Genomic DNA, 24620 nt, shown 5'->3' on the forward strand with positions numbered 1-24620 from the left:
GCGGTATGGCGCTCGAGCTGGACGAAAAAGCCTGGCGCACCATGCTGGACGTCAACCTCACCGGTGTGTGGCACACCTGCCGGGCCGGCGCGCCACACCTCATGGCGCGCGGCGCCGGGGCGATGATCCTCACGAATTCAATCGCCGGGTTGCGCGGTCTGGTTGGCGTAGCGCATTACACGGCAGCCAAGCACGGCGTGGTCGGCCTGATGCAGAGCCTGGCCAAAGAACTTGCGCCGCAGAATATTCGGGTGAATTGCGTGCACCCCACCAACGTCGACACCCCGCTGATCCAGAACGACGCGGTGCGCGCGGCATTCCGCCCCGACTTGGACCGGCCGCCGACGCGCGACGAATTCGCCGAGGCGGCACGGAACATGAACATGCTTCCGGTTCCGTGGATCGATGCGGTCGACGTGGCCAACGCCGCTTTGTTCCTGGCCTCCGACGAGGCGCGCTACATCACTTCGGTCAGCTTGCCGGTCGACGCCGGCGCCACCCAACGATAGGGGTAATCATGACGGACATCGGTAAATACGGCCCGTGGGCGGTGATTGCCGGCGGCTCGGAAGGGGTCGGCGCCGAGTTCGCCAAGCAATTGGCGGCCGACGGATTCAACCTGGTCCTGATTGCCCGCAAGCCGGCACCCCTGTACGACACCGCGCGGCAATGCCGCGAGATAGGGGTCAAGGTGCGCGAGCTGGCAGTCGACCTCCTTGACTCCGAAGCAATTTCAGCGATCATGGCCGCGACGACCGATCTCGAGGTCGGCCTGCTGATCTACAACGCGGGCGCGAACACCTGCAGCGAGCCTTTTCTGGATGCCGACCTCGCTGACTTCTCCCGGGTGATCGACCTCAACATCACCCGGATGCTGCAGCTCGTGCAGCACTACGCCCGGCCGATGCGCGAGCGCGGGCGCGGCGGCATCCTGTTGGTCGGCTCGATGGCCGCCACACACGGCTCGATGCGGCAGTCGGTCTACACCGGCGCCAAGGCCTTCAGTCGGCTGTTCGCCGAGAGCTTGTGGCTCGAATTGCGCGAGTTTGGTGTGGACGTGCTCGAACTCGTGCTGGGGGTGACCCGCACACCGGCCATGGCGCGGCTGGGACTGAACTTCGACGTGCCGGGTCTACGGATCTCGGAACCGGTCGACGTGGCCCGCGAGGGACTCGACCATCTGAGCGATGGTCCCGTGTTCATCGCCGGCGGCAACGCCGAGGCGGTACACCAGGGCAGCGGGCCGGACCGCGCCGCGATCGTGTTGGGCGCGCATCGCACCGTGCAGGAACTCCTGGGCCAGAAATGATGCGGCTCGGATTGGCCACCCCGGTGGTGGCCGGGCTGCCTGGTGTCGCAAGCGAGTGGGAGGCGACCGCCTCGGCCGACGCGTTGGCCAGTATCGCCGAGGCCGCCGACAGGCTTGAGTTCGACTTTCTCACTTGTTCAGAACATGTCGCGGTGCCGCTCGCCGATTGCGCTACCCGCGGAGACACCTACTGGGATCCGCTGGCCACGTTGGGATTTATCGCCGCGCGGACCACCCGGATACGGTTGACGACATCGGTGGTGGTGCTCGGCTATCATCATCCGCTGGCGATCGCCAAGCAGTACGGCACCTTGGATCGGCTCAGCGGCGGCCGCGTGATACTGGGCGTCGGCGTGGGCTCGCTGGCCGCCGAATTCGACTTGCTAGGTGCGCCGTTCACCGATCGCGGCGAACGGGCCGACGACGCGCTGCGCGCCCTCCGGGCATCGCTGTCGCGACCGGAGCCGGCCTACGCCGGCAAGTACTTTTCGTATTCGGGAATCGCGTTGCGGCCGTTCGCGCTTCAATCCCCAATGCCGATCTGGGTGGGCGGCAGGACGCGACGTTCGCTGCGCCGCGCGGTGGAGCTGGCGGACGGATGGATGCCGTTCGGACTGGGCCTCGACGATATCGGTCTGATGCTGACGGCCGTCGAGCTTCCCGAAGACTTCGATATCGTGCTTGGCACTTGCGGGGCCCTGGATCCCGCTCACGAGCCCGCGCGTGTCCAAGAACACCTGCGCGCGCTGCGTGACGTCGGAGCCACCGCGGTGACATGCTCGGTGCGCGCCCACTCGGCGGCGCATTACGTCGATCAGTTATCAGCCCTACGGGACCTGGTGAAGGATGAGGAGGGAATCGGGTCATGACCGAGATCGACGATCTTGCGGCACGGCTTCGCCATCTCGAGGACGAACGCGACATCTCCCGGTTGATCGCGTCGTACGGCCCGGCCGTAGATGCCGGGGACGCCGATGCCGCCGCGGGACTGTGGGCGACCAACGGCACCTACGACGTCGAGGGCTGGCACATGGACAGCCAGAGCGATGTTCATGCGATGGTAAGTTCTGCGTCCCATCAGAATCTGGTGGCCAACGGCTGCTGTCACTTCATCGGGCCGAGCGTCGTGACGGTGACCGAAGATTCGGCGGTGGCGGTCGCCGAATCGCTGGTGCTGGTCCGAGATGGTGAGAGCTATCGCGTATGGCGCTCGACGGCAAACCATTTCGAACTGCAGCGCATCGAGGGGCGCTGGCGGATCATCAAACGCACCAGTCGTGTGCTCAACGGCGACCCCGGAGCGCGCGCTTTGCTGACCGCTGGGCTCGCCGGTGCGGCGGCACCAGCACTGGGTGCGGGGCCAACGTGAGGGTGAGCGGCTTGCGGGCAAAGCCGGCACCTGACGCGCGATCGCGACGCACCCGGCTGATTCAACGGGCGGCCAGCCGTGGCTGATGACAACGAAGCCGGTGGGCCGGCGGGATATGAGTCGCTCGCCGGCTCCGTCCGTCGGCTCATCGATGTCACCATCCGCACCGAAGTGGACGGTGCCGTCGTTGCGGAGGCCAAAGCGCACATCGATCGCGCGGTAGGGCTGTTGAGCGCGGACCTGATGCCCGGCTCATTCGGGGCGCGCCGAGTCGCCGACGGCCAATCGGTGGCGTCAGGAAACGTCGCGATCGGGGTCCGCAATCCCGTCGCACCGCCTCTCGTGATCCACCACGACGCGGAAGGCGTTGTGTGGACTGAGGTCACGCTCGGTGCCGCTTACGAGGGTCCGCCCGGTCATGTTCACGGCGGCGTGTGCGCGTTGATCCTGGATCACGTCCTTGGCGCAACCGCACACCGCCCGGGACGCCCGGCCTACACGGGCACGCTCAGCCTGCGTTATGTGCGGGGAACGCCCTTGGGTCTCATACGCGCAAGCGCGCACGTCGATCGCATCGACGGCGCAAAGACCTTCGCGGTGGGCGAGATTGCCGACGCCGGGGGAACGACCGTCACCGCCGAAGGCGTGTTCATCACCCCACGATGACAATCAACCGCCGGGCCGGCGATGCGATACGAGAGGTCGGCTCCCGCTGAGCGAAACGTCCAGCGTTCGATAGCTATCGGCTGGGGGGACTATTACGCTTATCGCATTCCTGCCGAGGAGATGAATTCATGGCCGCGCCTGAGACTCTTTCCCGCTACACCGTCATTTCCGCGGATACGCACGCCGGAGCCGACCTTTACGACTACAAGCCTTACCTACCCCAGGCGTTTCACGACGACTTCGATGCGTGGGCCAAGACTTACGCGAGTCCGTTTGACGATTTGATCATCGCCACCGCGAAGCGCAATTGGGACAACGAGTTGCGAATTTCCGAGATGAATGATGACGGGGTGGCGGCGGAGCTGTTGCTCCCGAACACCGTTCCTCCCTTCTTCCCGACATCTCCCAACATCACCATCTCGTTGCCGCAGACTCGAGAAGAGCTCGAACATCGATGGGCGGGCGTGCAAGCGCACAACCGCTGGCAGGTTGACTTCTGCTCCCTGGCGCCGGCGCGGCGGCGAGGATTGATCCAAGTTTTCCCCAACGACGTGGACGCCGCATTAGACGAAATACGGTGGGGGAACGAGCAGGATTGCTTCGGTGGAGTGTTGTTGCCCGCGGTATCGCCGGGCGACCCCAACGTCGCCCCGCTCTTCCACACCCGCTATGAGCCGATTTGGGCATTGTGCGACGAACTCGATCTCACAATCGTGCAGCACGGGGGTCCGGGAAGTCCGGCGATGCCCATGGATCAGCCGGCATCCAATGCGGTACTCATCACGGAAATGGCACTGTGGGCCCAGCGCACCCTTGGGCACCTGATCTTGGCCGGGGTGTTCGAACGCCATCCGACATTACGGTTCGCGCCCACTGAGCAGGGCACCCTTTGGGTGCAACAGCAGCTGATGACCCTGGATTCGATGGTGCCGACGCTGAAGACGGAAGCCGGTAACCGCACCTACGGCATGTTCGGCGGTTCCTCGGTCGATCAGCTCACCCTTACACCAACCCAGTACGTTCAGCGGAACTGCTACCTGGCCAGCGAATTGACCCCCTTCGAATCAGGCATGATCGACTTCATGGGCGCTGACCACATACTTTGGGGAAGCGACTACCCCCACGAAGAGGGCTTCGCTCCGCATTCGAAGCTGGCCATCCGGTGGGCGCTGCACGACAGATCCGAAGACGAATGCCGGAAGATTCTCTCCGAGAATGCGGGTCGGCTGTACCGGTTCGACCTCGACGCGCTGGCGCCGATCGCGGCCGAGATCGGCCCGACGGTAGCTGAAGTGCACACGCCTCTTGAGAAGACCGGGTATCACGCCCCGGCCGCGTTCGGCTACCGCCCGTTCGAGGGCGGGCTCGCGCTGAAGCGCCTGGCTCCCCAACGCCAGTAGACGGGCGGCCGGCTTCGCCGCGCTCGCGATCGCACCTAGCGGGAGAGGAAAGCCAGCACCACGCTTTCGAACGCCTGCCTGGCCTCGATCATGGCCCAGTGCCCGGAGTTCGGGAAGATGTGCAGTTCGGCGTTGGGGATGGTGCGCATCGGCAGGAGCGCCATGTCGGGTGGGCTCACCCGGTCGTCGCGGCCCCACGTCAGCAGGGTGGGCGCCGCCAGCTTGTGCATGACCGCCCACGGCATCGGCCGGTCGGAGGCGGCCATCCCGGCGTTCATCGCGGCGAACGCGGCCTTGCCGTACATCCGGCGGGCGGCGTCCAGGGCAACGGGATCCGTCGCGAGCGCCCAGCGTTCCTCGATCAGCTCGTCGGTGACCAGCGACTGGTCGTACACCATCGACTTCAGCCAGTCGACCAGCCGTTGGCGCGTCGGGTCCTCGACGAACTCCTGCAGCAGCCGGATGCCCTCACTGGGGCTCGGGCTGAAGATGTTCGTGCCGATGCCGCCGATGGTGACCAACCGGTCGACGCGGTCGGGATTTCCGATGGCGAAGTTGATGCCGACGCCGCCGCCCATCGAGTTGCCGATGATGTGCGTCTTGCCGACACCCAGCGCGTCCAGGAACGGCCCGACGGTGCCGAACGCCATGACCATCGGGTGGCCGCCGAAGTCGTCGCTGACGCCGAAACCGGGGAATTCCAGGACCAGGCAGCGGTACTGCTCGGCGAATGTCGGCAATATCCCGCGAAAGTTACGCCAGCCGGTGACCCCGGGACCCGAGCCGTGCAGGAAGAGCAGCGTCGGCGCCGAATCCGGCCCGCAGTCGTAGTAGCGCAATGCGCCCTTCGGGGTTCCGATTTCGCGCAGGTCCTGTTCGACGAGTTCAGAAGTGTTGGCCACGGATGTCACCCTGCCATGCCGCCGTGGCGAGCGGGAGCGGTGTTCCGCCGATCGGTCATCTAAAGTCTCTGGCCATGTCGGGTCGCTTGCTGATCACCGGCGTCGACGCCAGCGGACGGTCGTGCGCGGCGCGCGACGAACCCGTCGCGCTGCAAGGGGACGCCGGACGCGGCGGCCTGCAGTATTCGGTGCTGTACGCGGCGCCGTCGCTGCCGTCCGTTGCTGCCGGCGGGCGGGTCGCGGACCTGCTCGACCTGGTCGTCCCGCCCGGCGCGCTGCGCTGGACGATGATCGAGTACGCACCCGGCGCCGAGTTCGCCATGCACCACACGGACACCGTCGATTTCGACGTCGTGCTCTCCGGCTCGGTGGACCTGATCCTCGACGACGGCGCACACCCGCTCGCCGCCGGTGACAGCGCGGTGGTCACGGGCGTCGATCACGCCTGGCGTGCGGGAGCTGAGGGGTGCCGGCTCGCCGTCCTGACGATCGGGGCAGAGCCCCCGGCCTGAAACACCAAGCGGCACCGCAAGATCCGCGTCGGGTGTGGGGGATATGTACACAGAACGACCGTTTCTCGTCCATATCCCCCACATTCGCAAATCGAATGCTATCCGGCACCGGGCGGGGCGCAATCCAACAATTCCTTCAGCGCCGCGGGAAACGCGTCGGCGAGCTCCCACACGTCCGGAACGAGGTCGGGGCACGAAATGATGCCGACGCCGAGCCGGCCGTTGAGCGACATGACCGTCACGTTGAGTCCAGCGCCCGCGATGATCGGCCCGAGCGGATACATGGCGTCGATCCGGCACCCCAGAAAGTAGAGCTGTTCCTGCGGGCCGGGCACATTCGACAACACCAGGTTGTGTGGGGGCTTCTCGGGCAACGGGATTCGCGGCAACAGCTTCATGGCGGCGCCGAACATGGTTTGCCCGGCCACTTGCGTCCAGTCCTGCAGCAGGGTGGGGCCCATCGCGGCGGCATGGTCTTTGGCGCAGGCGTTGGCTTCGGCGATGCTGATCAGTCGCTGGGTAGGGTCGTCGATGTGGGTTTCGAGCCGGCACAGCATCCACGTGGTCTGGTTTCGGCCCGGTCGATCGGACCTGCCGCGCACCGACACCGGCACGCTGGCCACCATCGGGCTGTCCGGCAGTTCGCCCCGGTCGGACAGGAACTGGCGCAGCGCCCCCGCGCACAGCGCCGTCACCACGTCGTTGATCGTCACGCCGAACCGGTTCTTGACCGTCTTGACGTCGTCGAGGTCCACGGTGGTCAGGGCGACGTTGCGCCGGCGGGTGAACGGGCCGTTGAACGCCGTCGGCGGCGCGGCGAACGGGGCGGCCATGGTGGGCCGGCCGCCCCGGGCGCGCAATACGGTCTGCCCGAGGGTCAGCGCGGTCGCCGGCACCACCTTGGCCAACCGCCAGGGCCGTAACGCGGCGCCGATCAACCCCGAGGCGGCGATCTGCAGTGGGTTCGCTCCGCCGGTGCGTTCCACCGGGGTCGGCGGCGGCGCGTCGGCCGCGCTGCTGCACAGCTGGGCCAGCAGGTTGGCGCCCCCGACGCCGTCGACCACCGCGTGGTGGGCCTTGAGGACGACGGACAGCGCCTCGGTGCCGTGCAGGCCCTCGATGACCCACATCTCCCACAGCGGGCGATCGCGATCGAGGGCCAGGCCCGCGACGTGCCCGCAAATCTCCGCTAACTCCTTCGGCCCGCCGGGCGAGGGGAGCGCGACGTGATGCAGGTGTCGAGAGAGGTCGAAGCTTTCGTCGTCGACCCAGACCGGATGGTCGAAGTTCAGCTGGCTGTCCGCCAGCTTGAGGCGGAATTCGGGCACGGCGTCCACCCGCGCCGTCAGCGCCTCCCGGAACCCCTCGAACGTGTAGCCGCCCGGTTTCGTTTTGGGGTCCAGCTCCACGACGCAGCAAACATTCAATGGCTGCGTCGGTGACTCCAGGTACAGAAAGAACGCGTCCAGCCCGCTGAGTCGCTGCATGCCCCGCCCATCTCGTTCGCACGGTCGTGACCTCTGGTCACATGACCGGCGGTCAACCCCGGACCCCGATCGCGCACAGCATCAGAGCAGACCGCAATCTCTTGATGTGATCCCTAAGCTGTAGCCGGTTGGCGGGCTTTGGCAAACATCTCGACGGTACATTTAACGAAATCGCCACCAAGATTCATCTGACCGCCGCGGGGGTTAACGGGCCATGGTCGAATCCGGGGCCGCCCAGTCGGTCGACACCTTCCGATGCATGATCAGCCACCCCCCGCCGTCCGGCACCAGGACGTCGCGGTAGCGGCCGAAATGGTCGAGCCCGATCTGGGTGACCACGGTGAAGTAGGACGAGACCTCCGCCCGGTCGGGGGTGAGGCCGGTGAAGAGCACATTGGCTACGTTGTGCCGCACGACCGGCTTGACGTCGACGTTGCGCGCGACTTTGCCCGTCACGCCGCCGAGGAACGCCACGATCTCGGTTCGCCCGCGCAACGGCTCCAGCCCGCGGATCTCGAGGACGCCGTCCGCGCAGAACGTCTCCGCCAGGCCCTCGAGCCGGCCCGCGTCACCCGACCAGTTGTAGCGCGCGAGGGTGTCCCGGATCTGCTCGCGGGCGACCAATTCCCACATCTCCACCGTCGCGAGCCTAATCCGCGACAGCGCTGTGGCCCGGGTGCGCTACCTGACGAGATAAGGCCGAAAGCTGCGCTGGGCCGCCGGCGTGACTCCGTTGAGATCGAAGACGGCGATGAGGGCGCGCAAGAGCGCGGGGGACCAGTCGTCGAAATGTTGCGCATCCATGCGATCGAGCAGCTCGCTGCGCAGATGCTCGATGCCGGTGGGCTCCTGATGATCGCTCATGTCGTGAACGACGCTAAAAGCGATGTCCGCCGCTTGTACAGCCAACTGGTCAGATTCAAATGTCATTCGTGCCGAATTATGAAGCGGGAATGAATCGCCGCGCGCGACGGTATAAGCACGCATGAAACTCAACGACGCCGCGCGCGATCTGATTGGTGAGGGTGCCGACGCCACCCTGGTCACCCTCAATCCCGACGGCAGCCCCCAGGTCAGCGTTGTCTGGGTCGCGCTGCAGTCGACGCCTGACGGGGACGAACTGGTCACCGCGCACCTCGCCGAACACAAGAAGGTGCGCAACGTCCGCAACGACCCCCGCGTCGCCGTCACGATCCTGGCGCTGGACAAGGCGGGCCAGGGCATGCGGCCCTATCTGTCCGTCGCCGGTACCGCGCGCATCGTCGAGGGCGGGGCGCCCGAGCTCCTGACCGAGCTCAACCCGGTCCTGGGCGACCCGAACATGAAGTTCCCGCCGGACGGGGCGCCGCCGGGATTCCTCACCCGCATCCGCATCGAGAAGGTCGGCGGCATCGGGCCGTGGACGGCCTGACGGCGCCTTAGTCGGCGTGAGTGCATTCAGGGCTTTGGTTGTGCAGTGGCGGTTTTCGGCGTGCACACACCGCGGGATGTCGGCGCCCACGATTCACACTCAACACCCGAGCACCTCAGCTAGCCGGCATAGCGCCGCAGCAGGCTCCGGGTGCGGGCCCGGCCCTCGTCGGAGGTGTCGAATGCGTAGCCGACGAACTCGTCGACACCGGCCGCGCGCAGTTCGTCGAGGCGTTCCGTGACGGTCGCCTCGTCGCCGATGAGGGCCGCATCCTGGGGGTCGCGGTAGCCCTCGCGATCGAGCATGGCCCGGTATGACGGCAGTTGCCCGTAGAGCACGAATTGCTCGGCGGCTTGGGCGCGCAGCCCGTCGACGTCGTCGGTCACCGCGATCGGCAGCGAGGCCGCCACCCGCACCGCGCCCTCCGGGCGGCCGGCCTCGGCGGCCGCGTTGCGAAGGGTCGGCCCGACGTGTTCGGCGAGGGTCTTGGGTCCGGTCATCCAGGTCTCCGTCCCCGCGCAGCGCCGACCCGTCAGCCGCAGCAGCTGCGGGCCGAGGGCCGCGATGTACACCGGAGGCGTCGGGGCACCGGGAACGCGCACCGATCCGCGGGTGGTCACCGTCTCACCCGTGGCGTTGGCGTCCTTGCCGTCCAGCAGGGGCAGCAGGCCGTCGAGGTATTCGCCGAGTCGGCGCACCGGCTTGTCCCACGGAATCCCCCACATTCCCTCGGTGACCATGCGATGGGTCATGCCCAGCCCGAGGGTGAATCGGCCGCCGGAGATCAAGCTGAGGGTGAGCGCGCGCTGCGCCATCAGCATCGGCTGCTGGTTCTGGATCGGCAGCACACCCGTCGCGACCTCGATCGTGTCGACCTCGCGGAACGCGACCGCAAGAACGGTCAAAACATCTGCCTGCCAAGGCATTTGGGCCACCCAGACCCGACGGAATCCCTCGTCGCGCAACGTCGCGAGCTCCGACACAAAGTCATCGACCAGCGACCGCGAGGGGTCGTCGCTGAGAAAGCAATTCACGCTGATTTGCACCCTTGTTCCTCTCTTTCGCCCTCTGAAAGATGCTACTTCCGCTACCGGCAGTAGCGGAATACAGTGGGTGGGTGGCGACCGGCGATGACGGCAGGCACCTGCGCACCTGCCCACTGTGTGAAGCGATGTGCGGCTTGGAAATTCAGGTCGAGGGCGGCAAAGTCACCAGCATCCGCGGCAACCGCGACGACGTCTGGAGCCGTGGGCACCTCTGCCCGAAGGGCGTGTCGCTGGCCGCGGTGCACGAGGACCCGGACCGCATCCGGCGCCCGATGATCAAGGTCGACGGGCGGTGGCAGGAGGTCAGCTGGGACGCGGCGTTTCGTCGCTGCACCGAACTGCTCACACCGGTGATCGAAAAGTACGGGATCGGCGCGGTCACCGCCTATACCGGTAACCCGCTGGCGCACTCGTTTTCGCTGGCCCGATACGCGGGCGTGCTGATGGGCATGTCCGGGATGCCGGTCACCTACTCGCCCGGGACCGTCGACCAGTGGCCCAAGAACCTGTCGTCGCATCTGATGTACGGCCTGTGGTGGAACTTCCCGGTGCCCGACATCGAGCGCACCGACCTGATGGTGATCATGGGCGCCAACCCCGCCGCCTCGCAGGGCTCGCTTTTGGCCGCGCCCGACGTGATGGGCCTGATCAACGGGATTCGCAAACGCGGCAAGGTGATCGTCATCGACCCGGTGCGCACCCAAACCGCCGCCCAGGCCGACGAGTGGCTTCCAATCGTTCCCGGCACCGACGCGGCGCTGCTGCTGGCCGTTGCGCACACCCTCTTCGACGAGGACCTGGTCGACGCCGGACCGCATGTCGACGGTCTCGACACGATGCGCCGGGTCGCCGCCGAGTGGCCGCCGGAGCGGGTGAGCGCGGTCACCGGCATCGACGAAGACCGCATACGCCGGCTGGCCCGCGAGCTCGCCGGCACCGAGCGATCAGTGGTTTACGGGCGAATCGGCCTGTGCAATCAGGAGTTTGGCAGCCTGGCCAGCTGGCTGGTCGACGTGATCAACATTCTGACCGGCCATTTCGACACGCCCGGCGGCGCGATGTTCCCCAAGCCGGCGGCCTGGTCGATCACCACGCAGCCACTGCCCGGGCTGGAGGGCGGCCTCCCGGAATTCGGGCGCTGGCGCACCCGGGTGCGCGGCGCGAAGGAGGTTCTCGGGCAGGCCCCGGTGTCGTGCATGGCCGAAGAAATCGCCACGCCCGGCGAGGGGCAGCTGAAGGCGCTGATCACGGTCGCCGGCAACCCGGTGCTGTCGACGCCCGGCGGCGACAAGCTCGACGAGGTGCTGCCCATGCTGGAAGCGATGATCTCCGTTGACCTTTGGCTCAACGAGACGACGCGCCACGCGGATGTGATCCTGCCCGGGCTGTCCCCGCTCGAGCAGCCGCACCACGACGATCTGATCCTTCTCTTCGCTATCCACAGCATCGCCAACTACTCGGCCCCGGTATTCGACCCGGGTGACCGCCCGCACGAATGGGAGATCCTCATCCGGCTGACCGGCCTGTGCACCGGGACACCGGCCGAGGACGTCGACGTCGCCGCCATCGACGACGGGTTCTTCGACTACCTGGCCTTCACCCAGGGAGTCGACGGCGCGGAGATCCGCAAGCTCTACGATCACGGCGGGCCCGAGCGGATGCTCGACCTCACGCTGCGAACCGGGCCGTTCGGGGACCAGTACGGCAAGAACCCCGGCGGGCTGACGCTGGACATGCTCAAGGCGAACCCGAACGGCATCGACTTCGGGCCGATGGTTCCCCAGCTGCCCGACATCCTGGGCACCCCCGACAAAAAGATCCGCCTCGCGCCGCAATACCTCCTCGACGACCTGCCGCGGCTGGCGGCACGCATGGAGCGCCCGGCCGAGCCGCTCGTCCTGGTCAGCCGCCGGCACCTGCGATCGAACAACACCTGGATGCACAACGTGCCCGCGCTGATGAAGGGCAAGGACCGGTGCACCTTGCTGATCCACCCCGACGACGCGGCCCGCTGGGGAGTCGCCGACGGCGACATCGTGACGGTGAAATCGGCGGCCGGCGAGATCAAGGTGCCCGTCGAGGTCACCGACGCGATCAAACCCGGCGTCGTGTCGATGCCACACGGCTGGGGGCATGGCAAACCGGGCACCCGCATGTCGGTGGCCAACGGTTCGCCGGGGGCCAACACCAACGTGCTGTCCCCGCCGACGTTCCTCGACGAGCCCTCCGGCAACGGCGCCCTCAACGGGATCCCGGTGACCATCATCGACGATCAAGCCCGGTTTCGGTCCGCGCAAACGGTTTGAGCGATGCGCGATTTCACAGCTGATCGCTAACCACGATCCAGCGCGCTGCTAACACCGAACCCCACCATGGCGGGATGGCGGCAAACAGGCAATTCATACTGATTCAAACGTTTTTCGCCGGGGTCGCGACCTTCGCTACGCTGGCGCTGTTTCACGCTGCGCATCCCGATGACACGAAAACCGTTGGGACATCCATGAATTTGGTGGACCGGAGCTTCGCCGCGGACGGCGACGACGACGAAGCCCAACTGCAACAGCAGCTGCAAATTCAACAGGAGATTCAGCAGTCCGAGCAACAGGCCGAACAGCAAGAGCAACTCGACCTTCAGGAGGCCCAGCAAGCCGAGCAGCAGGGCCAACAGGTCGAGCAGCAGGCCACCCTGTCGGTCCCCGGAAACTGAACGCCGCCTTGGGCTACGCCTAGCGATGTCAGGGCGCGACGGGACGGTTCGTCCACTCCCGGCCGGGCCGGCGTGACGAGCGGAACCAGCCGCCCGCCGCGCCGGTGCCGCCGTCCGTCGGGATGGTGTGGCCGGTGACGAACGCCGACAGCTCCGACGCGAGGAACAGAATCACGCGGGCCTGGTCCTCGGGCAACCCCATCCGCCCGACCGGCACCCACTGCGGCCACCGCGTCTGCTCGTCCGGGGACAGCCACTGCGAGTACGGGACCTGCAGCGATTCGGTGACGTCAGGGCCGATCGCGTTGACCCGGACCCCGTCTCGGCCCACCTGCACGGCCAGGCTGCGCGTGAAATGGATGACGGCGGCCTTGAAGGCGGCATAGACCGGGTCCTCGGGATAGCCGCGCAACCCCTCGACCGATGAAACGTTGACGATCGCCCCGGCACGCTGCTCGATCATCGCGGGCAGGAACGCGTGCGTGACGAGAAAAACGTGGTGCAGGTTGATGCGGTACAGGTCGTCCCACAGGCGGGGGTCGGTGTCGACGAAGCTGCCCGGGTGCCGCAACCAGTGGCCCACGTTGTTGACCAGCACGTCCACCCGGCCGTAGCGATCCAGCACCGTCCGCGCCAGCGCGCTGACCTGGCCCTCGTCCCGGACGTCGGTCACGGCCGCCAGGCCCGAGCCGCCCGAGGCCGCGATCTCGTCGACGACTCGCTCGGCGAGGCCGGCGTCGATATCGGCGATGACCACCCGGGCGCCGTGCTGGGCGAACAGGCGGGCGGTTGCCGCGCCGATACCTCCGCCGCCGCCGGTCACCACCGCGACCCGGTTGGCCAGCAGCGCGCCGGCCTGCATCGGCTCTGTCATGGTCATATCTTGAGGCACTCGGGTCGCGGCGGCCGGCTTTACCCAACTTCCGCTGGCACCAAACAGTGAGGAAGCCAACATTTGCCCGGGATTCATCGGGCGTTTTTCCCGATTTGGGCCGGGTACCCCCTTCACCTCTACGAAAGTTGAATACAAATGCTGACCAAGCCAGACCGACGCCGAATATTGCCAAGCCACGCAATGAACCGGCGGGTGCACCATCGGCACAGTCCGCAATCATTTGCGGTGTCGTTGGCCAGTCGGCTTATCGTCAAGAACATAGTGCGCGCATGGGCCATTCAGCCGAATTTGCATTGGCCGCTGGGGTACGTCGACGAGATGGCAGGTTTGCTGCAGCATTTCCCGTCCTCGGCGAGCATCGAACAGCTAAGGCTTGACGGCTGCGCCGCCGAATGGGTTCGCGCACCCGGCGTCTCGTCCGACCGCGCGATTCTCTACCTCCACGGCGGCGCGTTCCTGACCTGCGGCCTCAACACCCACCGATCACTGGTGACCCGTCTGTCGAAAGCGGCGGACGCCGCGGTCCTGACCGTCGGATACCGCAAGCTGCCGTCCCATCAGATCGCCGACGCGATCGAGGACGGAATGTGCGGACTGCGCTGGCTGCAGGAGCGCGGCTACGACGGGAACCGGGTGGTGGTGGCGGGCGACTCGGCCGGCGGATACCTCGCGTTCATGACCACCCTCGCCGCCATCCGGACCGGCCTGCTCAGGCCGGCCGGCGTCGCCGCGATCTCGCCGTTCACCGACGCGGACCCCACCCGAAAACTGCGGCACCGCAACGCCCGCCGGTGCTCGATGTTCACCCGCGGTGCGCTCTCGATGTTCGCCCGTTACCTCGGCGAGGTGCGCGTTCCGCAGGGCAACGGCACGTCCGCCCGCCGCGTCGAGTCTCCGGTCGACGCGGACCTCTCCGACTTGCCGCCGGTCGCCATCCACGTGAGTTCCGACGAACTGTTGCTTCCCGACGCCGAGCTCATGGCCGAACGGTTGCAATTCAGCGGAGTTCGCTGCGACCTTCACCTGTGGGACGGCCAAATTCACGACTTCCCGTTGGCGGCCGACGTATTGCCCGAAGGCCGACGGGCCATTCACTATCTCGGCGATTTCATCAAAGAGGTCACCGGGGAAGTGAAGTCCGTGCCGTACGGTGTCGCCGCGGCGGGATAGTCGCTATTCAGCGATAGAACTCTTTGGCGGCCCCGGATCGGGGCCGTCATTCGCATCGTTCGGGTTCCTCGAGATCGGGGCGGGGAAGGACGGTTCCCGCTGTTGCTGCCGCTTGGAAGCCGTCGCCTCCATCGCCATCTTCGTCGCCGTCCCGCGCAACCCGAGGTCGTGCGAGGCGTTGACTACTTGACCTGCAATCGGGCCGGCTGCCGATACAGTTGGTCATCGTGAGCCCACCAGCCCCGCCAGTGCTGACCGTGCGGTACGAGGGATCGGAGCGCACCTTCGCAGCAGGCACCGACGTCGTAATCGGGCGTGATCTTCGCGCGGACGTCCGCGTCGCACACCCGCTGATCTCCCGGACGCACCTCATCGTGCGATTCGACCAGGGGCGATGGATCGCCATCGACAACGGCAGCCTCAACGGGCTCTACGTCCACAACCGTCGCGTGCCGGTCGTGGACATCCAGGACGGCCTGCGGGTCAACATCGGCAACCCGGACGGACCGGCGCTGACCTTCGAAGTCGGCCGCCACCAGGGCTCGGCGGGGCGGCCGCCCCTCACCACGTCGATACCGATTTACACCGCGGGCACGCCGAGCGCCCCCGCGTCCCAGAGCCAGCCGCAGCAGGTCGGCACGCCTTGGCCCGGCCAGCCCCAGCAGACGCCGTCGGCTCCGGTCCGCCAGCCGACGCATCCGCCGAGCGCGCCCAGGCCGATCCATCCGCCCAGTGCTCCCCAGCCCATGCATCCGCCCAGCGGGCCGCAGCCGATCCATCCGCCCAGCGGGCCGCAGCCGTGGCAGCCGACCGGTGCACACCCGACGGGAGCGCCCAGCGAACCGCAGCAGGCGCCGAAGATCTACCGGGCACAACCCATGCAGGTGCCGCCCGCGGAGTCCGAGACGGGCCGCGTCGGCGATGCCGCGAACATCGCGACGTCGATGATGAAGATCCTGCGGCCGGGTCGAACCGGGTTGGTGTCGATGCCCGGCGCGGTCAAGATCGGCCGCGCCAACGACAACGACATCGTCATCCCCGAGGTGCTGGCATCGCGCCACCACGCGACCCTGATCCCCACGCCGCAGGGCACCGAAATCCACGACAACCGCAGCATCAACGGGACTTTCGTCAACGGCGCCCGCGTCGATTCGGCCGTGCTGCACGAGGGCGACGTCGTCACGATCGGCAACATCGACCTTGTTTTCGCCGGCGGCACGCTGGCCCGGCGCGACGAGTCCGCGACCGCGACGCGCACCGGCGGCCTCGACGTGCGCGGGGTGACGTGGACGATCGAGAACAACAAAGTCCTGCTCGACGACATCTCGCTGGGCGCGCAGCCCGGAACGCTCACCGCCGTCATCGGCCCGTCGGGGGCGGGAAAGTCGACGTTCGCACGGTTGGTGGCCGGCTACACGCACCCCACCAAGGGCACGGTGTCCTTCGAGGGCCACAACGTCCACGCGGAATACGCCTCGCTGCGCAGCAGGATCGGGATGGTTCCGCAGGACGACGTGGTGCACGGGCAGCTGACGGTGCAGCAGGCGTTGATGTATGCGGCCGAGCTTCGGCTGCCGCCGGACACCACCAAGGACGACCGCGCGCAGGTGGTCGCGCGGGTGCTCGAGGAACTCGAGATGACCCAGCACCTGCACACCCGGGTGGACAAGCTGTCCGGCGGCCAGCGCAAGCGCGCGTCGGTGGCGCTGGAGCTGCTGACGGGGCCGTCGCTGCTGATCCTGGACGAGCCGACGTCCGGCCTGGACCCGGCCCTGGATCGCCAGGTGATGACGATGCTGCGGCAGTTGGCCGACGCCGGTCGCGTGGTGCTCGTGGTCACGCACTCGCTGACGTACCTGGACGTCTGCGACCAGGTCCTGCTGCTGGCGCCCGGCGGCAAGACGGCGTTCTGCGGGCCGCCGAGCCAGATCGGCCCGGCGATGGGCACGACGAACTGGGCCGACATCTTCAGCACGGTCGCGGGCGACCCCGACGGCGCGAAGGCCCGCTACCTGGCGCGGACGGGACCGCCCCCGCCGCCACCCCCGGCGGAGAAACCCGCCGAGATCGGCGACCCGTCGCACACCAGCCTGTTCCGGCAGTTCTCCACGATCGCGCGGCGGCAGGTACGGCTGATCGTGTCCGACCGCGGCTATTTCGTGTTCCTGGCGCTGCTGCCGTTCATCATGGGCTCGCTGTCCATGTCGGTGCCCGGCGATGTGGGCTTCGGCAGACCGAACCCCATGGGCGCCGCGCCCACCGAGCCGGCGCAAATTCTGGTGCTGCTCAACGTCGGCGCGGTCTTCATGGGAACGGCGCTGACGATTCGGGATCTGATCGGGGAGCGGGCCATCTTCCTGCGCGAGCAGGCGGTCGGCCTGTCGACGTCCGCCTACCTACTCGCGAAGGTGTTCGTCTACACCGTGTTCGCCGTCATCCAGTCCGCGATCGTGACCGTCATCGCGATCCTCGGGAAGGGCGGCCCGACGCAGGGTGCGGTGGCGCTGGGCATTCCCAACCTGGAGCTGTTTGTCGATGTCGCGATGACGACCGTCGCCTCGGCGATGCTCGGGCTGGTGTTGTCATCGATTGCCCGGTCGAACGAGCAGATCATGCCGCTGCTGGTCGTGGCGGTGATGTCGCAGCTGGTGTTCTCCGGCGGCATGATTCCGGTCACCGATCGCCTCGGGCTGGACCAAATGTCTTGGGCCACACCGGCGAGATGGGGCTTCGCCGCGTCGGCGTCCACCGTCGACCTGCTCAGCCTGCAGGACAAGGTTCCGCAGACGCCGCACGACTCGCATTGGCGTCACACGGCCGGCGCGTGGTGGTTCGACATGGGCATGCTGATATTGCTCTGCGTCGTGTACCTGGGCTTCGTGCGCTGGAAGATTCGCCTCAAGGGCGGCTGAGCCTTCGCGGCGTTTTAGTGTGCGCTGGCGGTTTTCGGTGTGCGTCCGCGGCGGCGAATTCGCGATCTTCTCGCCCCGGCTTCACACTGAGAGCCCTGGGTGCACACTCAAAGCACTAAGCCCCTTTTCGCACCGCCTGCTCGGCGGCGGCGCGCATCCGGTCCGAAAGCTGAAGCAGGGCATGCTCGCCGACCCCGTGCGGCACCGTGTAGGCAAGTTGCCGTAACTCAAGGGCGCAGTCGCGCAACTCCTGGCGGAGGCGGGTCTCAAGGGTGGGCATGGCTTCTTCCTCTACGCGTGGCGGCTGAGAGAAATTTTCTCAGCCCGCCCACGGATCCGCGATCCCGGTGAAGCGTTTTTACGGGAGATTGACAGGGTTTTTACATCTGGTGAACGGGATCCAACTCCACGCGCAGCAGCGCGGCCCGGCGGACGATGCCCTGTGGGGCAGCGGTGGTCCCGCCGTCGGTCGTGACGAAGGCGACGCGTCCGTGCTCGCCGGGGCCGCGTCCCCATGCGGCGCTGGACGGCCCGACCAGCGTCTCGTCGAACGGGTCGCCGGCGATGTGGCGGACCTCGCTGCCGTGACGTGGCGCGAGCGGCACCCGATCGATGGTGTTGGCGCGATGCCTTGTGACGTAAGCGAATCCGGCGTCCTCGTCCAGGCAGAAGTCGTCGGCGTTGTCGATTGCGGCGACGAACTGCGGCGCCCCGGCCGCATCGAGGGTGGACGAATCCACGGGGACGCGCATGAACACCTTCTGCGCGGTTGAGGTGTAGTACAGGTAGCCGGTCTGCGCGCCGTAACGCACCCCGTTTACCCCCGGCTGCGGCGGCGGGGGCACGCCGCTGTCGGGATCATCGCCCATCGTGTCGTCGGCGAGCCATACCCGGGCCGTCGCGCTGCGGGCGTCATCGGCGAGGTCCACGCGCCAGATAAGTCCGGCAAAGCAGTCCGCGATCGCCAGCACGTTCGGCCCGAGCACGCAGCTGCCATTGAGGGCGCGGACGCGGTCGTCGAACGTGAACATGAGCTCCGGCGATACCGGCCCTCCGGGGGTCCACCCAGTGAAATCGATTCGGGCCAAATGCGATTCATGGGTGGTGTAGCCCTCGGTGAGGCAGACGACGAACACGTCGGGCGCCACCTCCGCGATGCCGGTGATCGGGTGATCGAAGGTGTGCACCAGGACCGGTTCGGCGAGCGCTCCGGGCTCCGTGGCCGGAACCCACCAGAGCTCTTTGTGCACGACATCGGTGACGAGAATCGACCCGTCGGCGCGCACGACCAGGTTTTCCGGGAAGTACCACTGCGGGAAGAAGGCGACGGGCGTCATCGTGACGGCGGGCAGTGGGGGCAGGGCCATGCTTATTGCGCCAATCCCTGAGCATTGGCCGGGACGTCGAAGGCGCTCAGCGTCATACACACCATGGTGAACCAGCCCAGCAGCACGGTGACGTCCACGATGCCCGCGTCACCGAGCAACTCCCTGGCGCGCCGGTAGAGGCCGAGCGGCACGACGCGTGCGGCGACCAACGCCGATGCCAGCTCGTAAATCACCTGCTGGCGCGGGTCGTCGAAAGACGTTGGCAGCCCGGCGATCATCGCTTCGACCCGCCGCGGGTCCAGGCAACCATCGCGCTCGGCGATGATCTCGTGTTCGTAGTTGGCGTAGGGGCTGCGCCACCGGGCGTTGACGAGGGTGGTCGCGATCTCGATCTCGGCCTTCGTCAGCGTCGACTCGCGCTGGAAGTAGGCGCCGGTCGGGACGATCGTCCTCGACAGCGTGGGGTTGGCGAGCCAAATCTTGTGCGGACCGGGAACCAGCCCCCGCAGTTCGCGGGTGAAGTTGTAAGCCTCTTTCATCTCCGGCGACATCTCGCCGACCGGCGTCTCGACGAACCGGCCAAATGTGCCGAAATCTGATCTCTCATCCACCGATCAGAAGTACCGCTGTGCCGGGCTGTCGAAACAGGATCGCCGCGCTGAGGCTCAGGGGCGCACCGCGACGAAGGTCTCGTTGGGCACGCCGGCGGCCAGCCCGTCGACGTCGAAGGGTTCACGCAGCCGCGCGTGCAGCTTCGCGGGGTCGATGAGCAGGCTGATCTCGGCGGTCTGGCGCGCGAACAGGCGACCGAAACGCGGGTACAGCCAACGCATTAACGCCCGCTCCGAGCGGGTGCAGCGCGCCGCGCAGTAGCCGACGTGGCCCAGCTCGTCGGTGAGGATCTCGGTGTAAAGCCGGTCGATCCGGGCGGCCACGTCCGGCTCGTCGGCGAACAACTCGACGCCCACCCGGCGCAACTCGTCGAACATGATGCAGCCCGCCATCTCCCCGGCGCCCACGAACGGGAACCCGATTCGCTCGGGCAGGAAAACTTCCATCTTCACGAATTGCCGCATCACGAACGGCGGCACGACGACCTGGAACGGCAGGCCGAACATGTCCAGCACATAGCTCAAGAGCCGGGTGTGGTAATGCTCCTCGAGCGCCAGGTACACCCGCTCGGGCGGCTGGTCCGCGCCGCCGATCCGGCCGTACGTATCGCCCAAGTCGACGCCGAATCGCTCCGCCTGGTTCAGTTTCGCGGTGGCCAACAGGAACAGCATCTCGCGGGAAAGCCCCGCCTCGGGTCGGCGGCGGCGCAGGTTTCGCAGGAACACGCGCTGATCGATGGGCCGGCTGGAGCTAACCGGGTCGGCCGCCAGCGACGCGAAGAATTCCTCCCGGCTGGACAGCCGGCGATGCAGCAGATCCGCGTCGCCGTCCCGACGCGCGAGAAAGTCCCGATAGCCCTCGATGGCCGTGCTGGTCATGATGCCTCCATTCCGTCGACGATGGTCTTGACGTATCGGTCCAGGAGCGCCACCCGTGACCGGGGCGCCGTTGCCGTGGTGACCAGCAATGCGAACAGCCCGGTCAGGAAGATGGCGCCGAGTTCGCCGGCGTCCGCGTCCGTCGACACCCGCCCGGCGGCCTGCGCTTCGGCGATCGCGGCGATGACGAACTCGGCCAGCGGGTGCTCGCCCAGCTCGTCCTCGATCGGGCGCGTCGCGGAGAAGTGCAGCCCGAGCATGTCCCTGAAGACGACCGGACCCAGCCGCTCCTCGGCCGCAAGCACCTGGCGCACCAGCGAAGTCAGCATCGACCTCAGGTCGCCGGGCACGCCGGTCTCGGTGGCCAGCATCGCCACGATCTTGGCCTCTTCGTCGCGTTCCAGCTCGGCCAGCACGTGTTCCTTCGTAGGGAAATGGAAATAGAACGTGCCCCGCGCCACGCCAACCGCCGAAGCGATCGCGGCGACGTCGGTGCCCGCCAACCCCGACCTCCCGATCTCGGCGACGGCGGCATCGAACAGGCGGGCGCGCGTCTGCAGCCGCTGCGCCTCCCGCGCGCTCACCACCTGCGTCGCCGACGGCATACGAGCGAACGTACGCGCTTCATTGACGCGCGTCAATGACGAGCGTCAACGAGTTGCGGTGGGAATCGCAAGCCCGGTCAATGAAACGGATATCTGGCGCCGGCCTTCGTGGCTGAGCACACTGAGAGGGCACGTCACTTGATGTGGGGCAAAGGGGCCGCGATGGATTTCGAACTCGACGCCGGGCAACGCGCCTGGCTGGCCGAGGTTCGCGAATTCCTCCAGGAGAACGTCACCGCGGAACTGCGGGCCGAACTCGCCGAGCATGACCTTGAGTTCCCCGACGGCGAAGTTGCCCGATTTCGCCGGAAGATCGGCGAAAAGGGCTGGTTCGGGCTCAACTGGCCGCGCGAGTACGGCGGGCTGGGCCTGGGCGCGGTGCACCAGCACCTGTTGATGAGCGAGTTCGAGTACTGGGGCGTGCCCGGCCCCGACCTGACCGTCACCTCGGTGGCGCCGATGATCATGCGGCACGGTACCGTGCAGAACAAAACCGAATGGCTGCCACCGATCGCCAGGGGCGAAATGATCTGTGCGGTGGGCTATTCCGAGCCCGACGCGGGCACCGACCTGGCCAGCCTGCGCACCCGCGCCACCCGCGACGGGCGGGACTGGGTGATCAACGGCACCAAGACCTGGAACAGCGGCGCCCAGCGCGCCACCCACGAGTGGCTGTGTGTGCGTACCGACCCGAATGCCGCGCGCCATCGGGGAATTTCGGTCATCATCGTGCCGATCGACAGCCCGGGCATCGAGATCCGCCCGCTGTACGCGTGGTCGGGCTATCGGACGAACGAGGTGCACTTCCACGATGTGCGCGTCCCCGTCACCAACCTGATCGGCGAGGTCAACCGGGGCTGGACCTACATCACCGGCGCCCTCGACCTGGAGCGCGGTGCGCTGACCAACGCCGGCGATCTGCGCCGCGCCGTCGACGACCTGCGCGAACTGGCGCGAAGCCCACGCCGCGACGGTTCGGTGCCCGCGCGGGACGCGGCGCTGCGCCGCCGCCTGGCCCGAGTCGAGGCCGACGTGGAGGCGGCAACACTCATGGGTTACGAGGCCGCCTCGATCCTGGACGGCGGCGTCATCCCGACCGTCGAGGTCAGCGTCGAGAAGGTCTTCACCAGCGAATTGCGCCAGCGCATTGCCGAATTGGCGCTCGACATCCTCGGGCCGGACGGCCTGCTGGCGCATCGCGGCCCGGACGCGCCGCTGGCCGGCAAATTCGAACGGCTCTACCGGGCCGCCCCGCTGATGCGCTTCGGTGGGGGCACCAACGAAGTCCTGCGCGACATCATCGCCCAGCGCGGCCACGGGATGCCCTCGTATGGACGTTAGGCCGACCGCCGAGCGACGCGAATTCGCCGCGACGCTGCGCGCGCTGCTGGCCACGGAGAACCCGATCAGCCTGGTTCGCGGCCTGACCGAACCCGGCGCGGACCGAAGCACCCCCGCGCTGTGGAAGGCGTTGGCCGACGCCGGTGTCTTTGGGCTGGCCATCGCGCAGCAGCACGGCGGCTCCGGGGGATCGGTCGAGGATCTCGCCGTCTTCTACACCGAGGCCGGGCGCGCCCTGTGCCCGACGACGGCGCACAGCACGATCCAGGCCACGTTGGCGATCGATCAGCTTGGCCGCCAACCCGCCAAGGCCGAGTGGCTGCCCCGGCTGACGAGCGGCAGCCTTCGGGGCGCGACCGCGCTGTGGAACGCCCGCGACGCCGCCGTCATCACCCCGGTGCTTGGCGCCGAACCCGCCGCGACCGGTGGCTGGCGGCTCACCGGCACGGCGGACTACGTCAGCGACGCCGACGTCGCCGACGTCGTCGTGGTGTCGGCCGCCGCCGGCGCGCGCACGCTGGTCTTCGTCGCGGACGCGCATGCGAGCGGCCTGACCGTCGAGCCGCTCGCCATGGCCGGCGGCCACCGGGCCTGCACGGTGCGCTTCGACGGCGCGGTTGTCGACGCCGACGCGCTGCTCGGCGACGTCGACGGGCCGGGCCTGCGGCGGGTCGCCAACACCGCGGTGGCGCTGGGTTCCCTCGACCTGGTTGGGGTCGGGCAGGCCGTGCTGGATCGCACCGTCGAATACACCAAGCTGCGCCACCAATTCGGCCGCCCGATCGCGTCGTTCCAGGCGGCCCAGCACCTGGTCGCCAACATGCACATCGCCCTGGCCGCGGCACGATTGGCCGCGCACTCCGCGGTCTTCTGGCTGGCGCGCGGTCAGCTGGCCACCCGGCAAACGGCGATCGCGCGCATGCACGCCGCCGCCGCGGCCCGGCTGATCACCCGGGACGCCCACCAATTGCACGGCGGGATGGGCTATGTCACGGAAACCGACCTGCACCTGTGGAGCGAACGGGCGCGACTGGGGTCGACGCTCGGCGGGGGAGCCGACGTCGCCGCGGCCTGGCTGGAGGAGAGCATGAATGAGTGAGGACAGCTTGATCGACGCCGAATCGGCGTCGCGCGTCGGCACCGTCGCCGCGTCCGCCACGGGCGAGGTGAACCGGCGCGATTGGCAGCGCTGGGCCGCGGCGGTCGGTGACCACAACCCGTTATGGTTCGACCCGGAGTTCGCCCGGGCCAACGGCTTTCGCGACATCATCTGCCCCCCGCTGTTCCTGCAATACGCCGTCCTGGGTGTCACGCGGCTGGACGGGCTGCGCCCCGACGGATCATCCGGTGCCGCCTCGGGCAGCCTCGCCTTTCCGCGCGCCCCGAAGCGGATGGCGGGCGGCGAGAGCTTCACCTTCCACCTGCCCGCCTACCACCGCGACGAGATCGAGATGGTCCGCACCATCGAATCCATCGTCGAAAAGCACGGCCGCTCAGGACGATTCGTGCTGGTCAGCTGGCACACCGTGTACCGCAACCAGCACGGCGATCTCGTCGCCGAAGCGTCGACGTCGATGATCGCGCGGCCCTAGGAGCGCCATGACCGACCAGGTGTTCTACGAGGACGTCGCCGTCGGCGACCGGATGCCCACGCTGACGGTCACCGTCGACGAAACGCAGCTGTTCTTCTTCAGCGCCGCCACCTACAACGGCCACCGCATCCACTACGACAAGGAGTGGGCCCGCACCGTCGAGGGCTACGACGACGTGCTCGTGCACGGGCCATTGCAGGCGGCACTGCTGGCCCGCGCGATCGGTGACTGGATCGGCGGACGCGGCCGCCTGGTGTCCTTCTCGGTACAGAACCGGGCCGTCGCCTATCCCGGCCAGCCGCTCAGCTTCGGCGGCGAGGTGACGGGCATCAGCACGGTGTCGTCGCGGCGGCCGGCGATCTCGAGATCCAGGAGGCCCGCGCCGCTCTCGGTGAGGCGCTTGCCCGTCACCTCGCCGCCGAAGCTGAGCGGCTGGCCGGGATAGGCGACGGCCCGGTTCTGTACCGAGAAGGACACC

At 67.6% G+C, this 24620-nt stretch carries 27 protein-coding genes; 16 read left to right on the forward strand and 11 right to left on the reverse strand.

The window, feature by feature from the left end:
* From A5712_RS20390 to A5712_RS20415, 6 genes are all read left to right on the forward strand, one after another.
* Positions 1–509: SDR family oxidoreductase (locus A5712_RS20390; RefSeq protein ID WP_156766677.1), on the forward strand; the 509-nt coding region annotated here is incomplete at its 5' end.
* 8 nt (positions 510–517) lie between these two features.
* Positions 518–1309: an SDR family oxidoreductase gene (locus A5712_RS20395; protein ID WP_068108807.1), complete on the forward strand. Its 792-nt coding sequence runs from the start codon at positions 518–520 to the stop codon at positions 1307–1309.
* Positions 1309–2178, forward strand: coding sequence for an LLM class F420-dependent oxidoreductase (locus tag A5712_RS20400; RefSeq protein WP_068108865.1), 870 nt, complete (start codon positions 1309–1311; stop codon positions 2176–2178). Before A5712_RS20395 ends, A5712_RS20400 begins: the two co-directional genes overlap by 1 nt.
* Positions 2175–2678, forward strand: a complete 504-nt coding sequence (locus A5712_RS20405) for a nuclear transport factor 2 family protein (protein WP_068108809.1) — start codon at positions 2175–2177, stop codon at positions 2676–2678. The genes A5712_RS20400 and A5712_RS20405 overlap by 4 nt, the downstream gene beginning before the upstream one ends.
* A 78-nt stretch (positions 2679–2756) precedes the next feature.
* The gene (locus A5712_RS20410; protein ID WP_068108811.1) at positions 2757–3344 is read left to right on the forward strand and encodes a PaaI family thioesterase; all 588 of its coding nucleotides are present in this window, start codon (positions 2757–2759) and stop codon (positions 3342–3344) included.
* Between the two features lie 128 nt (positions 3345–3472).
* Positions 3473–4744, forward strand: a complete 1272-nt coding sequence (locus tag A5712_RS20415) for an amidohydrolase family protein (RefSeq protein ID WP_068108814.1) — start codon at positions 3473–3475, stop codon at positions 4742–4744.
* Between the two features lie 35 nt (positions 4745–4779).
* Here A5712_RS20415 and A5712_RS20420 read toward each other — a convergent pair whose 3' ends face one another.
* Positions 4780–5655, reverse strand: coding sequence for an alpha/beta fold hydrolase (locus A5712_RS20420; RefSeq protein ID WP_369830413.1), 876 nt, complete (start codon positions 5653–5655; stop codon positions 4780–4782).
* Between the two features lie 65 nt (positions 5656–5720).
* On the opposite strand from A5712_RS20420, the gene A5712_RS20425 reads away from it, so the two are divergent.
* The gene (locus tag A5712_RS20425; RefSeq protein ID WP_068108818.1) at positions 5721–6158 is read left to right on the forward strand and encodes a cupin domain-containing protein; all 438 of its coding nucleotides are present in this window, start codon (positions 5721–5723) and stop codon (positions 6156–6158) included.
* A gap of 98 nt (positions 6159–6256) precedes the next feature.
* Here A5712_RS20425 and A5712_RS20430 read toward each other — a convergent pair whose 3' ends face one another.
* From A5712_RS20430 to A5712_RS20440, 3 genes are all read right to left on the reverse strand, one after another.
* A complete protein-coding gene (locus tag A5712_RS20430) occupies positions 6257–7645 on the reverse strand; it encodes a wax ester/triacylglycerol synthase family O-acyltransferase (RefSeq protein WP_068108821.1) in 1389 nt (462 codons plus the stop codon).
* Positions 7646–7849: 204 nt separating this feature from the next.
* Positions 7850–8284 (reverse strand): nuclear transport factor 2 family protein, encoded by a 435-nt coding sequence (locus A5712_RS20435; protein WP_068108824.1) that lies wholly within the window; start codon positions 8282–8284, stop codon positions 7850–7852.
* A gap of 42 nt (positions 8285–8326) precedes the next feature.
* On the reverse strand, positions 8327–8575 hold the full coding sequence (locus A5712_RS20440; protein WP_068108827.1) for a hypothetical protein: 249 nt from the start codon (positions 8573–8575) through the stop codon (positions 8327–8329).
* A gap of 55 nt (positions 8576–8630) precedes the next feature.
* Between A5712_RS20440 and A5712_RS20445 the strand changes: the two genes are divergently transcribed.
* Positions 8631–9056 (forward strand): PPOX class F420-dependent oxidoreductase, encoded by a 426-nt coding sequence (locus tag A5712_RS20445; protein WP_068108829.1) that lies wholly within the window; start codon positions 8631–8633, stop codon positions 9054–9056.
* A gap of 119 nt (positions 9057–9175) precedes the next feature.
* Here A5712_RS20445 and A5712_RS20450 read toward each other — a convergent pair whose 3' ends face one another.
* Positions 9176–10090, reverse strand: coding sequence for a TIGR03564 family F420-dependent LLM class oxidoreductase (locus tag A5712_RS20450; RefSeq protein ID WP_369830414.1), 915 nt, complete (start codon positions 10088–10090; stop codon positions 9176–9178).
* Positions 10091–10173: 83 nt separating this feature from the next.
* Between A5712_RS20450 and A5712_RS20455 the strand changes: the two genes are divergently transcribed.
* Both A5712_RS20455 and A5712_RS20460 read left to right on the forward strand, forming a co-directional pair.
* Positions 10174–12408, forward strand: coding sequence for a molybdopterin-dependent oxidoreductase (locus A5712_RS20455; protein WP_156766678.1), 2235 nt, complete (start codon positions 10174–10176; stop codon positions 12406–12408).
* A gap of 74 nt (positions 12409–12482) precedes the next feature.
* Entirely contained in the window at positions 12483–12809 is a 327-nt protein-coding gene (locus tag A5712_RS20460) for a hypothetical protein (RefSeq protein WP_068108837.1), read from the forward strand.
* Between the two features lie 28 nt (positions 12810–12837).
* Here A5712_RS20460 and A5712_RS20465 read toward each other — a convergent pair whose 3' ends face one another.
* A complete protein-coding gene (locus tag A5712_RS20465; protein ID WP_068108870.1) occupies positions 12838–13683 on the reverse strand; it encodes an SDR family NAD(P)-dependent oxidoreductase in 846 nt (281 codons plus the stop codon).
* Positions 13684–13839: 156 nt separating this feature from the next.
* Here A5712_RS20465 and A5712_RS20470 point away from each other — a divergent pair, with 156 nt between their 5' ends.
* Entirely contained in the window at positions 13840–14874 is a 1035-nt protein-coding gene (locus A5712_RS20470; RefSeq protein WP_156766679.1) for an alpha/beta hydrolase, read from the forward strand.
* Positions 14875–15092: 218 nt separating this feature from the next.
* Positions 15093–17786, forward strand: a complete 2694-nt coding sequence (locus A5712_RS20475) for an FHA domain-containing protein (RefSeq protein WP_231982184.1) — start codon at positions 15093–15095, stop codon at positions 17784–17786.
* A 115-nt stretch (positions 17787–17901) separates the two neighbouring features.
* Here A5712_RS20475 and A5712_RS31455 read toward each other — a convergent pair whose 3' ends face one another.
* The 5 genes from A5712_RS31455 to A5712_RS20495 all read right to left on the reverse strand — a co-directional run bounded on the left by A5712_RS31455 (position 17902) and on the right by A5712_RS20495 (position 21209).
* Positions 17902–18066: a hypothetical protein gene (locus A5712_RS31455; protein WP_193376463.1), complete on the reverse strand. Its 165-nt coding sequence runs from the start codon at positions 18064–18066 to the stop codon at positions 17902–17904.
* A gap of 100 nt (positions 18067–18166) precedes the next feature.
* Entirely contained in the window at positions 18167–19153 is a 987-nt protein-coding gene (locus A5712_RS20480) for a hypothetical protein (protein ID WP_068108842.1), read from the reverse strand.
* Positions 19154–19155: 2 nt separating this feature from the next.
* Complete coding sequence (locus A5712_RS20485) at positions 19156–19725, reverse strand: carboxymuconolactone decarboxylase family protein (protein ID WP_068108847.1); 570 nt, start codon at positions 19723–19725, stop codon at positions 19156–19158.
* A 54-nt stretch (positions 19726–19779) separates the two neighbouring features.
* A complete protein-coding gene (locus A5712_RS20490; protein WP_068108850.1) occupies positions 19780–20604 on the reverse strand; it encodes a hypothetical protein in 825 nt (274 codons plus the stop codon).
* A complete protein-coding gene (locus tag A5712_RS20495; RefSeq protein ID WP_068108853.1) occupies positions 20601–21209 on the reverse strand; it encodes a TetR/AcrR family transcriptional regulator in 609 nt (202 codons plus the stop codon). Before A5712_RS20495 ends, A5712_RS20490 begins: the two co-directional genes overlap by 4 nt.
* Before the next feature lie 162 nt (positions 21210–21371).
* Between A5712_RS20495 and A5712_RS20500 the strand changes: the two genes are divergently transcribed.
* From A5712_RS20500 to A5712_RS20515, 4 genes are read left to right on the forward strand one after another with little or no spacing between them, the layout of a single operon-like run.
* Positions 21372–22550, forward strand: a complete 1179-nt coding sequence (locus tag A5712_RS20500) for an acyl-CoA dehydrogenase family protein (RefSeq protein WP_068108856.1) — start codon at positions 21372–21374, stop codon at positions 22548–22550.
* Positions 22540–23649 carry an acyl-CoA dehydrogenase family protein gene (locus A5712_RS20505; RefSeq protein ID WP_068108860.1) on the forward strand — a complete coding sequence of 370 codons (1110 nt, stop codon included), beginning with the start codon at positions 22540–22542 and terminating at the stop codon, positions 23647–23649. The genes A5712_RS20500 and A5712_RS20505 overlap by 11 nt, the downstream gene beginning before the upstream one ends.
* Positions 23642–24142, forward strand: a complete 501-nt coding sequence (locus tag A5712_RS20510; RefSeq protein WP_068108862.1) for a MaoC family dehydratase N-terminal domain-containing protein — start codon at positions 23642–23644, stop codon at positions 24140–24142. Before A5712_RS20505 ends, A5712_RS20510 begins: the two co-directional genes overlap by 8 nt.
* 7 nt (positions 24143–24149) lie before the next feature.
* On the forward strand, positions 24150–24587 hold the full coding sequence (locus A5712_RS20515; RefSeq protein WP_082973550.1) for a MaoC/PaaZ C-terminal domain-containing protein: 438 nt from the start codon (positions 24150–24152) through the stop codon (positions 24585–24587).
* The last annotated feature ends 33 nt before the right edge of the window (positions 24588–24620 follow it).

Origin of the sequence: Mycobacterium sp. E2327 (assembly GCF_001672675.1) — a bacterium.
Classification (GTDB): Bacteria; Actinomycetota; Actinomycetes; order Mycobacteriales; family Mycobacteriaceae; genus Mycobacterium.